Origin of the sequence: Streptomyces sp. NPDC021020 (assembly GCF_044333285.1) — a bacterium.
In the GTDB taxonomy this organism is placed as follows: domain Bacteria; phylum Actinomycetota; class Actinomycetes; order Streptomycetales; family Streptomycetaceae; genus Actinacidiphila.
Window position 1 is genome coordinate 46,040 of sequence record NZ_JBIRQQ010000016.1, and the last position, 17,204, is coordinate 63,243.

13 protein-coding genes are annotated in these 17,204 nt (G+C 69.3%); 6 read left to right on the top strand and 7 right to left on the bottom strand.

Annotation, left to right across the window (positions count from 1 at the left end):
• The first annotated feature begins 133 nt into the window (after window positions 1-133).
• From ACH4SL_RS35100 to ACH4SL_RS35125, 6 genes are all read left to right on the top strand, one after another.
• A complete protein-coding gene (locus tag ACH4SL_RS35100; protein WP_398453764.1) occupies window positions 134-2,329 on the top strand; it encodes a prolyl oligopeptidase family serine peptidase in 2,196 nt (731 codons plus the stop codon).
• A gap of 388 nt (window positions 2,330-2,717) precedes the next feature.
• A complete protein-coding gene (locus tag ACH4SL_RS35105; RefSeq protein ID WP_398453766.1) occupies window positions 2,718-3,743 on the top strand; it encodes an ABC transporter permease in 1,026 nt (341 codons plus the stop codon).
• A gap of 106 nt (window positions 3,744-3,849) precedes the next feature.
• On the top strand, window positions 3,850-5,655 hold the full coding sequence (locus tag ACH4SL_RS35110) for an ABC transporter substrate-binding protein (RefSeq protein ID WP_398453768.1): 1,806 nt from the start codon (window positions 3,850-3,852) through the stop codon (window positions 5,653-5,655).
• A gap of 141 nt (window positions 5,656-5,796) precedes the next feature.
• Window positions 5,797-6,774, top strand: coding sequence for an ABC transporter permease (locus ACH4SL_RS35115; RefSeq protein WP_398453770.1), 978 nt, complete (start codon window positions 5,797-5,799; stop codon window positions 6,772-6,774).
• 10 nt (window positions 6,775-6,784) lie between these two features.
• On the top strand, window positions 6,785-7,846 hold the full coding sequence (locus ACH4SL_RS35120; RefSeq protein ID WP_398453773.1) for an ABC transporter ATP-binding protein: 1,062 nt from the start codon (window positions 6,785-6,787) through the stop codon (window positions 7,844-7,846).
• Between the two features lie 21 nt (window positions 7,847-7,867).
• Window positions 7,868-9,025 (top strand): ABC transporter ATP-binding protein, encoded by a 1,158-nt coding sequence (locus ACH4SL_RS35125; RefSeq protein ID WP_398453775.1) that lies wholly within the window; start codon window positions 7,868-7,870, stop codon window positions 9,023-9,025.
• Window positions 9,026-9,056: 31 nt separating this feature from the next.
• On the opposite strand, the gene ACH4SL_RS35130 is transcribed toward ACH4SL_RS35125, so the two are convergent.
• From ACH4SL_RS35130 to ACH4SL_RS35160, 7 genes are all read right to left on the bottom strand, one after another.
• Window positions 9,057-10,148, bottom strand: a complete 1,092-nt coding sequence (locus tag ACH4SL_RS35130; protein WP_398453777.1) for an ABC transporter ATP-binding protein — start codon at window positions 10,146-10,148, stop codon at window positions 9,057-9,059.
• A complete protein-coding gene (locus tag ACH4SL_RS35135; RefSeq protein WP_398453946.1) occupies window positions 10,117-11,148 on the bottom strand; it encodes an ABC transporter ATP-binding protein in 1,032 nt (343 codons plus the stop codon). Before ACH4SL_RS35135 ends, ACH4SL_RS35130 begins: the two co-directional genes overlap by 32 nt.
• A gap of 37 nt (window positions 11,149-11,185) precedes the next feature.
• Window positions 11,186-12,178 (bottom strand): ABC transporter permease, encoded by a 993-nt coding sequence (locus ACH4SL_RS35140; protein WP_031521353.1) that lies wholly within the window; start codon window positions 12,176-12,178, stop codon window positions 11,186-11,188.
• Entirely contained in the window at window positions 12,171-13,094 is a 924-nt protein-coding gene (locus ACH4SL_RS35145) for an ABC transporter permease (protein ID WP_398453780.1), read from the bottom strand. The genes ACH4SL_RS35140 and ACH4SL_RS35145 overlap by 8 nt, the downstream gene beginning before the upstream one ends.
• Window positions 13,095-13,206: 112 nt before the next feature.
• Window positions 13,207-14,856, bottom strand: coding sequence for an ABC transporter substrate-binding protein (locus ACH4SL_RS35150; RefSeq protein WP_398453782.1), 1,650 nt, complete (start codon window positions 14,854-14,856; stop codon window positions 13,207-13,209).
• 205 nt (window positions 14,857-15,061) lie between these two features.
• Window positions 15,062-16,183 carry an ABC transporter ATP-binding protein gene (locus tag ACH4SL_RS35155; RefSeq protein ID WP_398453784.1) on the bottom strand — a complete coding sequence of 374 codons (1,122 nt, stop codon included), beginning with the start codon at window positions 16,181-16,183 and terminating at the stop codon, window positions 15,062-15,064.
• Window positions 16,176-17,204 (bottom strand): ABC transporter ATP-binding protein, encoded by a 1,029-nt coding sequence (locus ACH4SL_RS35160; RefSeq protein ID WP_398453786.1) that lies wholly within the window; start codon window positions 17,202-17,204, stop codon window positions 16,176-16,178. Before ACH4SL_RS35160 ends, ACH4SL_RS35155 begins: the two co-directional genes overlap by 8 nt.

Below are 17,204 nucleotides of genomic sequence, written 5' to 3' on the forward strand. Positions count from 1 at the left end.
GACCAGATCCAGCCACCGCGGCGCCGTGTCCGGCCGGCCGCCCCTTCGGTAGCTCCGCAGGTCGGGTGGCTCCCGGCGGTGTCGGACCGAAATCCGGAGGCGGTTGTCGGTGGCACCCCCTACTGTCACGGATATGACGTACCTCTCATTCCCCCGGCAGCACGCCCGGACCCAGCGGTTCACCCTCGGGGTGCCGCAGGCGTTCACCGTGGCGCCGGACGGGAGACGGGTGGTCTTCCTGCGCTCGCGTACGGGCACGGACACCGCGCAGCTGCTGTGGGTGCTGGATCTGCCCGCCGACGGGGGCGGGGCCGTACGGGAGCGGGTGGCGGCCGACCCGGTGGCGCTGCTGGGCGGCTCCGAGGAGGAGCTGCCCGCGGCCGAGCGGGCCCGCAGGGAGCGCAGCCGCCAGTCCTCGGCGGGTGTCGTGGCCTACGCGGTGGACGCCGAGGCGGCGACCGCCGCCTTCGCGCTGTCCGGACGGCTGTTCACGGTGCGGCTGGCGGAAGAGGGCGGCGTCCCGCGGGAGTTGCCGGTGCCCGGCCCCGTGGTCGATCCGCGGCCCTCGCCGGACGGGCGCTGGGTGGCGTTCTCGGCGGGCGGCGCGCTGCGGGTGGTGGCCGCGGACGGCACGGCGGGTACGGGCGGTACGGCGGGTACGGGCGGTACGGCGGCTGCGGGCGGCGCGGAGGGCCGGGCGCTGGCCGAGCCGGACGGGGACGAAGTGACGTGGGGCCTCGCGGAGTTCGTCGCCGCCGAGGAGATGGGGCGGCACCGCGGCTTCTGGTGGGCGCCGGACAGCTCCGCGGTGCTGGCGGCCCGGGTGGACGAGTCCGGGGTGGCCCGGCGCTGGCTGTCGGAGCCCGCACATCCGGACCGCCCGCCGGTCGAGGTGGCGTATCCCGCGGCGGGCACGGACAACGCCGAGGTGAGCCTGTGGCTGCTCGGCCTGGACGGCACCCGCCGCGAGGTGACGTGGGACCGCGAGCGTTTCCCCTACCTCGCGGCCGTGCAGTGGACGGCGGCCGGACCACCCGTGCTGCTGGTCCAGACCCGCGAGCAGCGCACCCAGCACTACCTGACAGTCGACCCGAAAACGGGCGGGACGGAGCTCGCGGCAGCCGAGGAAGATCAAGATTGGCTTGATCTTTTCCCCGGCGTACCGGCCCTGCGCCCGGACGGGACGCTGCTGCGGATCACCGACACCGAAGGCGTCCGCGCCCTGACGGCCGACGGGCAGCCGTGGACGGACGGCCGCCTGCACCTGCGGGAAGTGCTGGCCGCGGACGGCGAGGACGTGCTGGTCAGCGCCTCGGCCGGGGCGAAGGCCGAGGATCCGGAGACGGGCGAGATCCATGTCTACCGGGTGACGGCCGAGGGCCCGGTCCGTGTCACGGCCGAGCCGGGCGTGCACTCCGCGGTGCGCGCGGGCGAGGTCACCGTGCTGACCTCGTCGCTGCCCGGCCGCCCCGGCGTCCGCACCCGGGTGCTGCGCGGGGGCACCGAGGTCGCCGAGATCGCCTCGCACGCGGAGGCCCCGTCGCTGACCGCGCGGGTCCGGCTGACCGAGGCGGGCGAGCGGCGCATCCCGTGCGCGGTGCTGCTGCCGTCCGGCCACACCGCGGACGACGGCCCGCTCCCGGTGCTGATGGACCCCTACGGCGGGCCGCACGGCCAGCGCGTCACCGCGACGCACAACCCGCACCTGGTCTCGCAGTGGTTCGCCGACCAGGGTTTCGCCGTGGTCGTCGCCGACGGACGCGGCACCCCGGGCCGCTCCCCGGCGTGGGAGAAGGCGATCGGCGGCGGGCGGCTCGCCGAGGTCGTCCTGGAGGACCAGATCGACGCGCTGCACGCGCTCGCCGGGTCCTTCCCGCTGGATCTCTCCCGGGTCGCGATCCGCGGCTGGTCCTTCGGCGGCACCCTCGCCTCGCTCGCGGTGCTGCGCCGCCCCGACGTCTTCCACGCCGGTATCGCGGGTGCGCCGCTGACGGACCAACGGCTCTACGACACGCATTACACCGAGCGTTATCTGGGGCTCCCGCAGGAGCAGGGCGCGGCCTACGACGCGAATTCCGTGGTGACGTCCGGAAGCATTCCCCAACTCGCCGAGCCGGCCCGCCCGCTGATGATCATTCACGGCTTCGCGGACGACAATGTGCTGATCGCGAATACGCTGCGGCTTTCCACCGCACTTCTGGCCGCGGGGCGGCCGCACGAGGTTTTGCCGCTCTCGGGCGGGATCACGCACATGACTCCCCAGGAAGAGGTCGCCGAAAACCTCCTCCGCCTCCAGGTCGACTTTCTGAACCGCTCCCTCAGGGCGTAGTAGCCGCAAGTTACTGAAGGGGCTGGTGTTACCGGCATCACGCGCGGGCACCGCCCGCCGCCGGGCCAGCTTCCCGCACGGGTGCCACGCAGAGCAGGAAACCCGGTCCGTATATCGGTCAAGCCTCGGCCGTGTTGCGCGCACGTAAACGCGATTCGTCCCGCCAAGTCGTACATGTCTCCCCCGGCGGGAGGCTGTCAAGCACGCCCGGAAGACGATCTGCTCAATCTTCGCTCAAGAAGCAGTCGATCACGCTTTCTTCCGTCCACGCCCCCTTGACTGCAACTTGCTTTCATTGCGACAGTCCCGGCAACTCACGACGCGTCCACCCGTCGCGGAGTCTCAAGCCATCTGCTCGATCAGTGACGCACCCGCGGGGGCCATCGCGATGACGAGTTCCACCGAGACCACCGTCTCCGAACCGCCCGGAGAGCCGGGCGAGATCACCGACGCCGTACCCGCGGTCGCCCCCGAACTGGCAGGGCGGTCGCCGGGGCAGTTGATGTGGCGCCGTTTCAAACGCGACCGCTCCGGGGTGATTTCGGCCTACATCGTCGGCTTCTTCTTCCTGATCGGGATCTGCGCGCCGCTGATAGCCAAGCTCTACGGCAAGGACCCGTACACGCTCTACGGGCAGAACGAACCGGGCCTGCTGGACGACTTCGGGTATCCGATCGCCCCCAACGGCGGGGTGAGCGGGCGCTTCTGGTTCGGCATCGAGCCGGGCCTCGGGCGGGACGTGTTCACCCAGCTCCTCTACGGCATCCGCACCTCGCTGTTCATCGCGGTGGCGGTGACGATCGTGGTGACGATCACCTCGATCGTGCTCGGTGTGACGGCCGGTTACCTCGGCGGCAGGACGGACTACTTCATCGGCCGGGTCACCGACCTGCTGATGGCCTTCCCCGCCCAGCTGTTCTTCGTCGCCGTGATGCCCGTCGTCACCGCCATCTTCGTGAGCCCGACCGACGAGACCCCCACGTACCTGCGGGTCGTGGCACTGATCGCCGTGCAGTGGTTCCTCGGCTGGATGGGACTGGCGCGGCTGCTGCGCGGCCAGGTATTGAGCCTGCGCGAACGGGAGTTCATCGAGGCGGCCCGGGTGACGGGGGCCTCGTCGTGGCGCATCGTGCGCCGTGAGCTGCTGCCGAATCTGGTGACGCCGATTCTGGTCCAGAGCACGCTGATGCTGCCGACCTTCGTCACCGCGGAAGCCGGACTGTCGTTCCTCGGGGTCGGGCTCGTCGAGCCGACGCCCGACTGGGGACGGATGTTCGCCCAAGGGGCGAAGGTCTACCAGAACGACATCACGTACATGTTCTTCCCCGGCATCGCGATGGTGATCTTCATCGTCGCCTTCAACCTGCTCGGGGATTCGGTCCGTGACGCCTTCGACCCGAAGGCCGCACGTTAGGGACGCCGCTGCGGGGGCGGCGTCGCCCCGCACGGGACCGCCAGGGCAGCTCATCGCAGCTCATCGTTACGACGAACAGGGGTGCACAACCGATATGAGAGTCTACATGCGTAGAACGCGGGCCGCGCTGGTGGCGGTCGCCGCCGGCGCGCTGGTCCTGACCGCGTGCAGCAGTGGCGGGGGCGGTGGTGGCGGCAAGACCACCGAGAACAAGGACGCCAAGGCCAAGCAGAGCAAGAGCGCTCAGCAGCTGGCCGGCGCCATCACCTTCGGCGACGACGCCGCGTCGAAGGGCCCGGCCGAACCCGTACCGGGCGCGGTCAGCGGCGGCACGATGAACGTGCTGGAGCGCGACAGCTACACCCACCTCGACCCGGGCCAGATATACGTCCAGAACGAGTACCAGCTCGCGACGCTGATCCACCGCGGCCTGACGACGTACAAGCTCGACAACGAGGGCAAGTACACCGTCGTCGGCGACCTCGCGACCAACAGCGGCGAGCAGTCGGACGGCGGCAAGACCTGGACCTTCCACCTGAAGGACAACATCAAGTTCCAGGACGGCACCCCGATCACGTCGAAGGACATCCGCTGGTCGGTGGAGCGGCTGTTCGCCCCGTTCATCACCAACGGCCCGGCCTACCTCCAGCAGTGGCTGGCCAACACCAGCGGCACCGACTACCGCAAGCTGCTGCCGGCCGGCCCGTACAACGGCCAGCACCTGCCGGACACCCTGCTGTCGACGCCGGACGAGAAGACGGTCGTCTTCCACTTCGCCAAGCCCGAGCCCGACACCCCGTACCTGTTCGCGCTGCCCGGCTACGCGGTCGTGGACTCCGCGAAGGACACCAAGCAGGCGTACGACAAGGCCCCGGTCGCCTCCGGCCCCTACATGATCAAGAACTTCGACCAGGGCAAGTCGATGACCCTGGTGAAGAACCCCAACTGGGACCCGACGAGCGACTCGGCGCGGCACCAGTACGTGGACTCCTTCGCGATCACGTTCAACCACCAGTACGAGGACTCCACCAAGCGGCTGATGTCGGACGCGGGTGAGAACCAGACGTCGGTGAGCTTCTCCAACGCCGTCGACACCGACAACACCCCGACCGTGGTGGGCACCCCGTCGATCTACAAGCGCACGGTGGCCGGCTACCAGCCGTTCGTGGGGCAGATCGACTTCAACATGAAGCGGCTCACGGACATCAACGTCCGCAAGGCCCTCGCGATGGCGATGCCGACCAAGCCGACCTACACGGCGCTCGGCGCCGAGTACGGCGCGGAGTACGCGGGCGGCTTCCTCAGCCCCGCGCTGGCGGGCTACCAGAAGGCCGACCCGCTGGGGAAGATCGCCAACCCCAACGGTGACCCCGCGGGCGCCAAGAAGATCCTCACCGACGCGGGCAAGCTCAACACGAAGATCACCTACGCGTACGTCAACACCACGCAGGGCCAGCAGTACTCGGTGGCCATCGCCGCCGCGCTGAAGGCGGCGGGCTTCAACGTGCAGCGCAAGGAGCTCCCGTCGGACACGTACTACGACCTGATCGGCAAGGTCGACAACCAGTACGACATCTACGCCTCCGCGTGGGGCGCGGACTGGCCGAGCGCCTCCACGGTGATCCCGCCGGTCTTCGACGGCCGCACGATCGCCGACCAGGCGCCCAACTACGGCCACGTCAACGACCCGTACGTCAACAGCCAGATCGACAAGATCTCGGCGATGACGGACCCGGCGGCCGCGCAGAAGGCCTGGTTCGACCTGAACACCTACCTGCTCACCAAGGTGATCCCGGGCGTGCCGACCGTCTACTACAAGCAGCTCCAGCTGTTCGGCTCCAAGGTCGGCGGCGCCGTCTACAACAACATGTGGTCGGGCATCGACTGCACGAAGCTCTTCCTCAAGCCGTAGCAGCGACACCCGTCGCACCAGCCGCACAGCCGTCCGGCACAACGCCGCGGTGGGGCCGGGCAGCAGCCCGGCCCCACCGGGGCGCCTCGGCCCACGGTCTCCCGGTCCACCGCCGCCCGTCCTCAGAGAGCTGCGACCGCCATGCTTCGATTCCTCGTCCGCCGGACGCTCGGCGCTGTGGTCATCCTGCTGTTCATCAGCGCCTTCACCTTCTTCCTCTTCTTCGCGATACCGCACGACCCGGCCCTGCTGTCGTGCGGCAAGAACTGCACGCCGGAAAACCTGAAGATCATCCACCACAACCTGGGCCTCGACCACCCGGTGCCGGTGCAGTACTACCTGTTCATGGTGCGGATCTTCACCGGCCACCACTTCGCGGCCGGCAACTGCCCCGCCCCGTGCTTCGGCTACTCCTTCGCCCACAGCGAGCTGGTGTGGCCGACCCTGATGGACCGGCTGCCCACGACGCTCTCGCTCGCCGCGGGCGCCATGGTGGTCTTCCTGCTCTTCGGCCTCGGCACCGGCATGCTGGCCGCCTGGAAGCGCGGCACCCTGATCGACAAGACCTTCAGCTCCGTCTCGCTCGTGCTCAGCTCGATGCAGATCTACTTCATCGGCCCCCTGGTGCTGGCGCTCGTGGTCTACAACAACCAGATCTTCGACCAGCCCAAGTACGTGCCGCTGACACAGAACCCGGCAGCCTGGTTCAACGGGCTGTTCATCCCGTGGTGCGTGCTGTCGATCCTGTTCACCGCGAACTACACCCGTATGGCGCGCTCGACGATGCTGGAGCAGCTCCAGGAGGAGCACGTCCGCACCGCCCGCGCCAAGGGCATGTCCAGCAGATACGTCTTCTTCCGCTACGCCTGGCGCGGCTCGCTCATCCCGATCGTGACGATCCTCGGCATCGACCTGGGCTCGCTGCTGGGCGGCGCGATGATCACCGAGTACACCTTCCAGCTCGCCGGGCTGGGGCAGCTGGCGCTCGATTCGGTGACCCACACCGACCTGCCGATGCTGATGGGGGTCATGCTCTTCAGCGCCTTCATGATCGTGCTGTTCAACATCGTCGTGGACGCCGTCTACGCCTTCATCGACCCGCGCATCCGGCTGTCCTAGGAGACCGGCAGTGACCACCTTGACCAAACCGGAGGACGCCGTCCCGGCGAGCGGCACCGACGCGTTCTTGTCGGTGCGCGACCTGCACGTGCGCTTCTCCACCGAGGACGGCGTCGTCAAGGCCGTCGACGGGCTGTCGTTCGACCTGGAGCGCGGCCAGACGCTGGGCATCGTCGGGGAGTCGGGCTCGGGCAAGTCGGTGACCAACCTGACCGTGCTGGGCCTGCACAACCCGTCCACCACCGAGGTCGCCGGCGAGATCGTGCTGGACGGCCAGGAGCTGACCGGGGCGTCCAACCGCACGCTGGAGAAGCTGCGCGGCAACAAGATGGCGATGATCTTCCAGGACTCGCTCACCGCCCTGTCGCCGTACTACACGATCGGCCGGCAGATCGCCGAGCCGTACGTCAAGCACCGCGGGGCCAGCAAGCGGGAGGGGCGGGAGCGGGCCATCGAGATGCTGGAGAAGGTCGGCATCCCGCAGCCCAGGATGCGGGTGGACGACTACCCGCACCAGTTCTCCGGCGGTATGCGGCAGCGCGCGATGATCGCGATGGCGCTGGTGTGCGACCCGGACCTGCTGATCGCCGACGAGCCGACGACGGCCCTGGACGTGACCGTGCAGGCGCAGATCCTGGATCTGCTCAAGGACCTCCAGCAGGAGTTCGGCTCGGCGATCATCCTGATCACCCACGACCTGGGCGTGGTGTCCAGGGTCGCCGACGACCTGCTGGTGATGTACGCGGGCCGGGCCGTCGAGCGCGGCTCGGTGCGCGAGCTGCTGACGGCGCCGCAGCACCCGTACACCTGGGGCCTGCTGGGCTCGATGCCGCGGCTGGAGTCGGACGTCTCCGAGGCGCTCACGCCGATCCCTGGCTCGCCGCCCAGCCTGCTGGCGCCGCCGCCGGGCTGCGCCTTCCACCCGCGGTGCGGCTTCACCGACCTGGTCGGCGGCGGGCGGTGCGCGTCGGTGCGTCCTGACCTGCCGGACGGGCGGGGATCGGCGTGCCATCTGAAGGACGAGCAGAAGCGGTCCGTGTTCATCGAGACGATTCAGCCGCGGCTCGGCTGACCCACCAGGGCAGGCATCCACATGAGCAACGACATCTCACTGTCCAAGGACGCCGAGGGCACCCGGGACGCCGCGGGGACGACGGCGCGCGAGACGCTGCTGGAGGTCCGCGGGCTGGCCAAGCACTTCCCGGTGATGGGCGGTTTCCCCATCAGGCGGCAGGTCGGCGCGGTCAAGGCGGTCGACGGGGTCGACCTGACGGTACGGGCCGGCGAGAGCTTCGGCCTGGTCGGCGAGTCAGGCTGCGGCAAGTCCACCACCGGGCGGCTGATCACCCGGCTGCTGGAGCCCACCGCGGGCAGCGTCAGCTACCGCGGCCGGGACATCACGCACGCCGGCCGCAAGGAGCTCGCGCCGGTCAGGTCCGAGATCCAGATGATCTTCCAGGACCCGTACTCGTCGCTGAACCCGCGGCAGACCGTCGGCACGATCATCCGCGGCCCGATGGAGATCAACGGGATCGACCCGCCCGGCGGCCGGGACCAGCGGGTGCGCGAGCTGCTGGAGACGGTCGGGCTCAACCCGGAGCACTACAACCGCTTCCCGCACGAGTTCTCCGGCGGCCAGCGGCAGCGCATCGGGGTCGCCCGCGCGCTCGCCCTGAAGCCCCGGCTGATCGTGGCCGACGAGCCGGTGTCGGCGCTGGACGTGTCGATCCAGGCGCAGGTGGTCAACCTGCTCCAGCAGGTGCAGCGCGAGCTGGGCATCGCGTTCGTCTTCATCGCGCACGACCTGGCGATCGTGCGGCACTTCTCGGAGCGGATCGCGGTGATGTACCTCGGCAAGATCGTGGAGGTCGGCGACCGCGAGTCCATCTACGTACGGCCCCGGCACCCGTACACCCACGCGCTGCTGTCGGCGGTGCCCGAGGTGGAGCCGCTGTGGGAGACCGCGGACGGGAGCGGGCCGCGGCCCGAGCGCAAGGCCCGGATCCGGCTCGCCGGCGATGTGCCCTCGCCGATCAACCCGCCGTCCGGCTGCCACTTCCGCACCCGGTGCTGGAAGGCCACGGAGGTGTGCGCGCAGGAGGAACCGCCGCTGGTCCGGCTCGACGGCGCGGAGGAGGGGCATCTGACGGCCTGCCACCACCCGGAGGACCCGACGGTGACCGGCCGCACCGAGGACGTGGTGATGGACCCGTCCCTCGCGGCACTGGAGGACCAGTCGGAGCGCCCCTGACCGCCCGCGCCACGGATCCGTCGGTCCCGCCTCACTCCCGGCTCTCCGGCGGGACGACGATCTTCTCCTCCGCGAAGTGGCAGGCCGAGGGGTGCTCGGCCGCGCCCGCGGTGCCGCGGAAGACCTCCGGCACCGCGAGCAGCGGCTCCTCCACCACGCAGCGCTCCTGCGCCTTCCAGCAGCGGGTGCGGAAGCGGCAGCCCGACGGCGGGTCGGCCGGCGAGGGCACGTCCCCGGTGAGGATAATGCGCTCGCGGTGCTCGCGCGCCTCGGGGTTGGGCACCGGCACCGCCGACAGCAGCGCCTGGGTGTAGGGGTGGGTGGGGTGCTCGTAGATCTCGGCGTCCCCGCCCAGCTCGACGATCTTCCCGAGGTACATGACCCCGACCCGGTCGGAGATGTGCCGGACGATCGACAGGTCGTGCGCGATGAACATGTACGACAGGTCGAACTCGTCCTGGAGCTTCTCCATCAGGTTGATGACCTGCGCCTGCACGGAGACGTCGAGGGCGGAGACCGGCTCGTCGGCCACGATGATCTCCGGCCGCAGCGCGAGCCCGCGGGCGATACCGATGCGCTGCCGCTGGCCGCCGGAGAACTGGTGCGGATAGCGGTTGATGTACTCCGGGTTGAGGCCGACGACGTCCAGCAGCTCCTGGACGCGCTTGCGCCGCTCGCCCTTGGGGACCACCTCGGAGTGGATCTCGAAGGGCTCGCCGATGATGTCGCCGACCGTCATCCGCGGGTTGAGCGAGGTGTAGGGGTCCTGGAAGACCATCTGGATGTTGCGGCGCACCGCCTTGAGCGCGCGGCCCGACAGCTTGCTGATGTCCTCGCCGCGGTAGATGATCTCGCCCTTGGTGGGCTCCTCCAGGTTCATCAGCAGCTTGGCCACGGTGGACTTGCCGCAGCCGGACTCGCCCACGATGCCGAGCGTCTCGCCCGGGTAGAGGTCGAAGTTCACCCCGTCGACCGCCTGGACCGCGCCGACCTGCTTCTTGAAGATGATCCCCTGCGTCAGCGGGAAGTGCTTGACCAGGCCGCGGACCTGGAGGATCGGCTCGCGGCCCGGCGAACCGGACGCGGACGGCTCAGGCCTTGTCGGCTGCGGGGCGGTCGTCACCGATGCACTCCTTCCAGAAGTGGCAGGCGCTGGCCCGGTCCTGGCTGACCCGGTAGAGCGGCGGGACCTCGGTGCGGCACACGTCCCGCGCCATCGGGCAGCGCGGGTTGAAGGCGCAGCCGGGCGGGATGTGCAGCAGGTTGGGCGGCAGGCCCTTGATCGCGTACAGCTCCTGGCCCTTCTGGTCGACGCGCGGGATCGAGTCGAGCAGGCCCTTGGTGTACGGGTGCGCGGGCGCCCGGTAGATGTCGTGCACCGGGGAGGTCTCCACGATCCGGCCCGCGTACATCACCGCGATCTTGTCGGCCACGTCGGCGACCACGCCCAGGTCGTGGGTGATGAGGATCAGGCCCATGTTGTACTCGCGCTGCAACTCCGCCAGCAGGTCCATGACCTGGGCCTGCACCGTGACGTCGAGCGCGGTGGTGGGCTCGTCGGCGATGATCAGCTCGGGCTCCAGCGCCATCGCCATGGCGATCATGACGCGCTGCCGCATACCGCCGGAGAACTGGTGCGGGTAGCTGCGCACCCGGTCCTTGGCCGCCGGGATGCGCACCCGCTCCATGAGCTCCACGGCCTTGGCGCGGGCCTCCTTGCGGGACAGCCCGCGGTGGACGGTGAACATCTCGCCCAGCTGCTCGCCCACGGTGAGCACGGGGTTGAGCGAGGACAGCGCGTCCTGGAAGATCATCGCCATCCGGGCGCCGCGGACCTTGCGGCGCTCCTCGCCGCCCATCTTCAGCAGGTCCCGGCCGCGGAAGACGATCTTTCCCTGGGTGACGAAGCCCGGCGGCGAGTCCAGGATGCCCATGATGGCCTGGGCGGTGACGGACTTGCCCGACCCGGACTCGCCGAGCACCGCGAGCGTCTCCCCCGCCTCGACGGAATACTCCACGCCGTTGACGGCCTTGGCGGTCCCCTCCCGGGTGCGGAATTCCACGTGCAGGTTCTGCACGTCCAGCAGCGGGCCGCTCTCGGTCCCGCCGGGCTCGGTGGTCATCTCGACACTGGTGGCCATGGTGTTGTCGCTCAGCTCCTCAGCGCAGCTTGGGGTCGAGGGCGTCGCGCACCGCGTCGCCGAGCATGATGAACGCCAGGACGGTGAGGCTCAGCGCGCCGGCGGGCCACAGCAGCATGTGCGGGGCGTTGCGGATCTGGTTGGACGCGTCGGAGATGTCGATCCCCCAGGAGACGGTGGGCGGTTTGAGGCCGACGCCGAGGTAGGACAGCGTCGCCTCCAGGGCGATGTACGTGCCGAGCGCGATGGTGCCGACGACGATGACGGGCGCGACGGCGTTGGGCGCGATGTGCCGCAGCAGCATCCGGCTGTTCCCGGCCCCGAGGGCCCGCGCGGCCTGCACGTAGTCGTTCTGCCGGGCGGTGATGACCGAGCCGCGGGCGATACGCGCGATCTGCGGCCAGCCCAGCAGCACCATGAAGCCGACGACCGGCCACACCGTGCTGTTGGTGACGACGGACAGGAAGACCAGGCCGCCGAGGATCACCGGGATGCCGAAGAAGATGTCGCTGATCCGCGAGAGGATCGCGTCCCACCAGCCGCCGAAGAAGCCCGCGAGGCCGCCCAGGACGCTGCCGAGCAGCACCACGCCGAGTGTCGCGCACACGCCGACGGTCACCGAGGCCCGCGCCCCGTAGACGACCCGGGTGTAGACGTCGCGGCCCTGCTGGTCGAAGCCGAAGGGGTGGCCGGGGGCCGGGCCGGCCTGCGCCCGGTTGAGGTTGGCGTCGAGCGGGTCCTGGGTGGCGATGGTGCCGGGCCACAGCGAGATGAAGACCAGGAAGAGGATGATCAGCACCGAGATGATGAAGATCGGGTTGCGCCGCAGGTCGCGCCAGGCGTCCGACCACAGGCTGCGCGGCTTGCCGCCCGGTCCGCCCGGTTCCTGGCCCTCGCCGGGGGCGCGCTCCAGCGTCTCGGCGTCGGAGGCCGCCAGGTCCATGCCGCCGCCGTAGCCGCCGCCGGGGGCGATGGGGCCTTGCTCGGGGTCGATCGGATTGCTGTCAGGCATAACGGATCCTCGGGTCCAGGACCGCGTAGAGCAGGTCGACCAGCAGGTTCGCGAGCAGGAAGACCAGCACCAGGATGGTGACGAAGCCGACCACCGTCGGCGCGTTGTTGCGCAGGATGCCCTGGTAGAGCTGGTAGCCCACACCGTGGATGTTGAAGATGCGCTCGGTGACGATGGCGCCGCCCATGAGGAAGCCGACGTCGGTGCCGATGAAGGTGACCACCGGGATGAGCGAGTTGCGCAGCAGGTGCCGGACGATGATGCGGTGCCGCGGCAGGCCCTTGGCGACCGCGGTGCGCAGGTAGTCCGCGCGGGTGTTCTCGGCGATCGAGGTGCGGGTGAGCCGGGTGACGTACGCCAGCGACACCAGCGCGAGCACCAGCCCGGGCAGGATCAGCTCGTTGAAGGGGGCCGACGGCGACACCGACGGGCTGGTCCAGCCCAGCTGCACGCCGAAGACGTACTGGAGCACGTAGCCGGTGACGAAGGTCGGCACCGAGATGACGATCAGGGTGAGCAGCAGCACCCCGGTGTCGACGGGCTTGCCGCGCCGCATGCCGGTGATCACGCCGAGCGCGATGCCGATGATGATCTCGAAGAGGATCGCGACGATCGTCAGCCGGATCGTGACCGGGAAGGCGCTGCCCATCAGGCTCGTGACGGACTCGCCGTTGAAGGCGGTGCCGAAGTTACCGGAGAAGATGTTCTTCATGTAGAGCAGGTACTGCTTCCACAACGGGTCGTTGAGGTGCAGCGAGTTGCGGATCTGCGCGGCGGTGGCCGGGTCGGGCGCGCGGTCGCCGAAGAGCGCGGCGACGGGGTCGCCGAGCGCGTAGACCATGAAGAAGATCAGGAACGTGCTGCCGATGAAGACCGGGATCATCTGGAGCAGCCGCCGGATCACATAGCGTCCCATACGGAGCCTTCCGGGGGTTTCCGCCGAGCGACCCGGCCGGGGTGCCGGCCGGGGTGGGGGCCGGGGGCCGCCGCTGCCGTGGTGCCCGGCGCGGCGGCTCCCGGCCGCGGGGTCACTTGACCTTGATCTCGTTGTAGACGGGGACGCTGAACGGGTTCAGCGCGACGTTCGAGAGGTTGGCGGAGTAGCCCGCGCTGCCGTTCTGGTACCACAGCGGGATCGCCGGCATGTCCTTGACCAGCTCCTTCTCGGCGTCCTGGAACTTGGACACCGACTCGGAGGTGGAGGAGGCCGCGTTCGCCTCGTTGACCAGCTTGTCGAACGCCGGGCTGGAGTAGTGCGAGTCGTTCGAGGAGGCGCCGGTGTAGTACTGCGGCTGCAGGAAGTCCTGGATCAGCGGGTAGTCCATCTGCCAGCCGGCCCGGAAGGGGTTGTTCATCTGCTTGTTGGTGATCCGGCTGCGGAAGTCGGCGAAGGTGCCGACCGGGGCGCCGACGCACGCCTTGTTGTTGCCCAGGGCGTTGTTGATGCTGTTGCAGATCGCGTCCACCCACTCCTTGTGGGAGCCGGTGTCGGCGTTGTACGAGATGGTGATGCCGCCGCCGGGCAGGCCGCCGCCCTCCTGGATCAGCTGCTTGGCCTTGGCGGCGTTGTACGTGCACTCGTCACCGCACAGGCCCTCCTTGAAGCCGCCCGCCGAGCCCAGCACCGGCGAGGTCCAGTCGGAGGCCGGGGTGCGGGTGTCCTGGAAGATCGTCTTGGTGATCTGCGGCCGGTTGATCGCCATCGACAGGCCCTGCCGGACCTTGGCCGAGTTCGGCGACGACCAGCGCGGGTTGTACAGCGGGAAGGAGATGGTCTGGATGATGCCGGCCGGCTGGTTGATGTAGCGGTCGCCGAGGTCGGACTTGACGTTGCGCAGCTGGGAGACCGGGACGTCGTCGACGAGGTCGAGGTTGCCGGCCTGCAGGTCGGTGTAGGCGGTGTTGTTGTCGGTGTAGACCCGCAGCTCCACGCCGCCGTTCTGCGCCGGGTCGGGGCCCTTGTAGCCGTCCCACTTCTTGAGCTCCATCTTGGAGCCCTTGGTGTAGGACGAGATCGCGTACGGGCCGTTGCCGATCGGCTTGGCCAGCCAGGACTGCCGGTTGTCGAAGAAGGCCTTCGGCAGCGGGTAGAAGGCGGCGTAGCCCAGGGTGTCGGGGAAGAGCGCGAACTTCTGGTTGAGCTTGACCTTGAACTCGGTGTCGGACACCTTCGTCAGACCGGACAGCGTGGTCGCGGTGGCCTTGGCGCCGGGGCTGTCCGGGTGGACCTTGTCGTAGCCGTCGATGTAGCTGAAGAAGCTCGCGTTGAGCTGGGCGTTCTTCAGCTGCGTGTCGTAGTTCCAGGCGTTGATGAAGGAGTCGGCGTTGACCGGCTCGCCGTTGCTGAAGGTCCAGCCGGACTTGAGCTTGATGTCGAAGTTCTGCGCGTCCGAACTCGTGATCGAGTCCGCGATCATGTTCTCGGCCTTGGCGGTCTTGGGGTTGTAGATCTTCAGGCCGCGGAAGATCATGTCCAGCACCTTGCCGCCCTGCACCTCGTTGGTGTCGGCCGGCTCCAGCGGGTTCTGCGGGTCGCCCCAGGAGGCCCGTACGATGCCGCCGCCGTTGCCCCCGGACGAGCTGCTGCCACCACTGTCACTGCTGCTGCCGCAGGCAGCGGCGGTCAGGGCTACGACCGTCACGCCGACGGCCCACCTCACGCGCGTGGCTCCGCGCATCGTGCGCCTCCTCATGGGTCACAAATGACACTTCGTTACCCATGACACAGCAATCGGGGCAAACCCGCACTTCTGGGATTGCGTGTCGCGCCCCCAATGCGGCGCAATATCCCCCGGATGCGTTGGCCACACCATGACGGAACGCCAACAGGGGCGCCCCCGGTGGGGACGCCCCTGCTGGCTTCGCTACGGGTCGGGACTCGGCTCAGGCCGCGCCGACCACGTCCTTCTCCTCGGCGAAGTGGCACGCGGACTCGTGCGCCGCCGGGGTGTCGGAGTCGGCGAACCGGGTCGGGATCGCGAGCACCGGCTCCTCCTCGGCGCACCGCTGCTCGGCCTTCCAGCAACGGGTGCGGAAACGGCACCCGGACGGCGGGTTGGCCGGCGAGGGCACGTCGCCCGACAGGATGATGCGCTCGCGCCGCTCGCGCGCCTCCGGGTCCGGCACCGGCACCGCCGACAGCAGCGCCTGGGTGTACGGGTGGGTCGGGTGCTCGTAGATCGCCGCGTCGCTGCCGATCTCGGCGATCTTGCCGAGGTACATCACGCCGACCCGGTCCGAGATGTGCCGGACGATCGACAGGTCGTGCGCGATGAAGATGTAGGACAGGTTGAACTCGTCCTGCAGCTTCTCCATCAGGTTGATGACCTGCGCCTGCACCGACACGTCGAGCGCGGACACCGGCTCGTCGCAGATGATGATCTCCGGGTTGAGCGCGAGGCCGCGGGCGATGCCGATGCGCTGGCGCTGGCCGCCGGAGAACTGGTGCGGGTAGCGGTTGATGTACTCCGGGTTCAGACCGACGACGTCCAGCAGGTCCTGCACCCGCCGGCGGCGGTCGCCGCGCGGCGCCGCCTCCGGGTGGATCTCGAACGGCTCACCGATGATGTCGCCGACCGTCATCCGCGGGTTCAGCGACGTGTACGGGTCCTGGAAGACCATCTGGATGTTGCGCCGGACGGCCTTGAGTGCCTTGCCGGACAGCTTGGTGATGTCCTGGCCCTTGTAGAAGACCTCGCCGGCCGTCACCTGCTCCAGGTTCATGAGCAGCTTGGCGACCGTGGACTTGCCGCAGCCGGACTCGCCCACGATGCCGAGCGTCTCGCCCGCGTACAGGTCGAAGGACACACCGTCGACGGCCTTGACCGCGCCGACCTGCGTCTTGAACAGGATGCCCTGGGTCAGCGGGAAGTGCTTGACCAGGTTGCGCACCGACAGGATCGGCTCGCGCTCGGCGAGCTTCGCGGCCGCGGCCTCGGCGGCGGCCTCGACCGGAGCGGCCGGGGCGTCCTGGGCGGCGGGCTTCTCGGGAGTGGGCTCAGTCACCGAGGGTCTCCTTCCAGAAGTGGCACGCGCTGCCGCGCGCCGTGCCGACCGGGTGCAGCGGCGGCACGTCGGTACGGCAGATGTCCTGCGCCATCGGGCAGCGCGGGTTGAACGCGCAGCCGGACGGGATACGCGTCAGGTTGGGCGGCAGGCCCTTGATCGCGTACAGCTCCTGGCCCTTCTGGTCCAGCCGCGGGATCGACTGGAGCAGGCCCTTGGTGTACGGGTGGGCCGGCTTGGCGTAGATGTCGTGGACGGGGGCGTCCTCGACGATCCGGCCGGCGTACATCACCGCGATCTTGTCGGCGACGTCGGCGACGACGCCCAGGTCGTGGGTGATGAGGATCAGGCCCATGTTGAACTCGCGCTGCAGCTCCGCGAGCAGATCCATGACCTGCGCCTGGACGGTCACGTCGAGCGCGGTGGTGGGCTCGTCCGCGATGATCAGCTCGGGCTCCAGGGCGAGCGCCATGGCGATCATGATGCGCTGCCGCATACCGCCGGAGAACTGGTGCGGGTAGTCGCCCACCCGCTCCCGGGCGGCCGGGATGCGCACCTTGTCCATCAGCTCGATGGCCCTGGCCTTGGCCTCCTTGCGGGAGGCGCCCTGGTGCACCCGGAACATCTCGCCGAGCTGGTAGCCGACGCTCAGGACCGGGTTGAGGGACGACAGCGCGTCCTGGAAGATCATCGCGATCTTCCGGCCGCGGATCTTCCGCCGCTCCTCGCCGGACATCTTGAGCATGTCGCGGCCCTGGAAGAAGATCTCGCCCTTCGGGATCCGGGCCGGCGGCATGTCGAGGATGCCCATGACCGCCTGCGCGGACACCGACTTGCCGGAGCCCGACTCACCGAGCACCGCCAGCGTCTCCCCGGCGCTCACCGAGTAGTTGACGCCGTTCACGGCCTTGGCGACACCGTCACGGGTGTGGAACTCCACGTGCAGGTCGCGTACTTCCAGCAGCGGCGCCGTAGTGGCGTCCGGTGCCGGGACGTTCGAAACATCGTCGATGACAGTCAA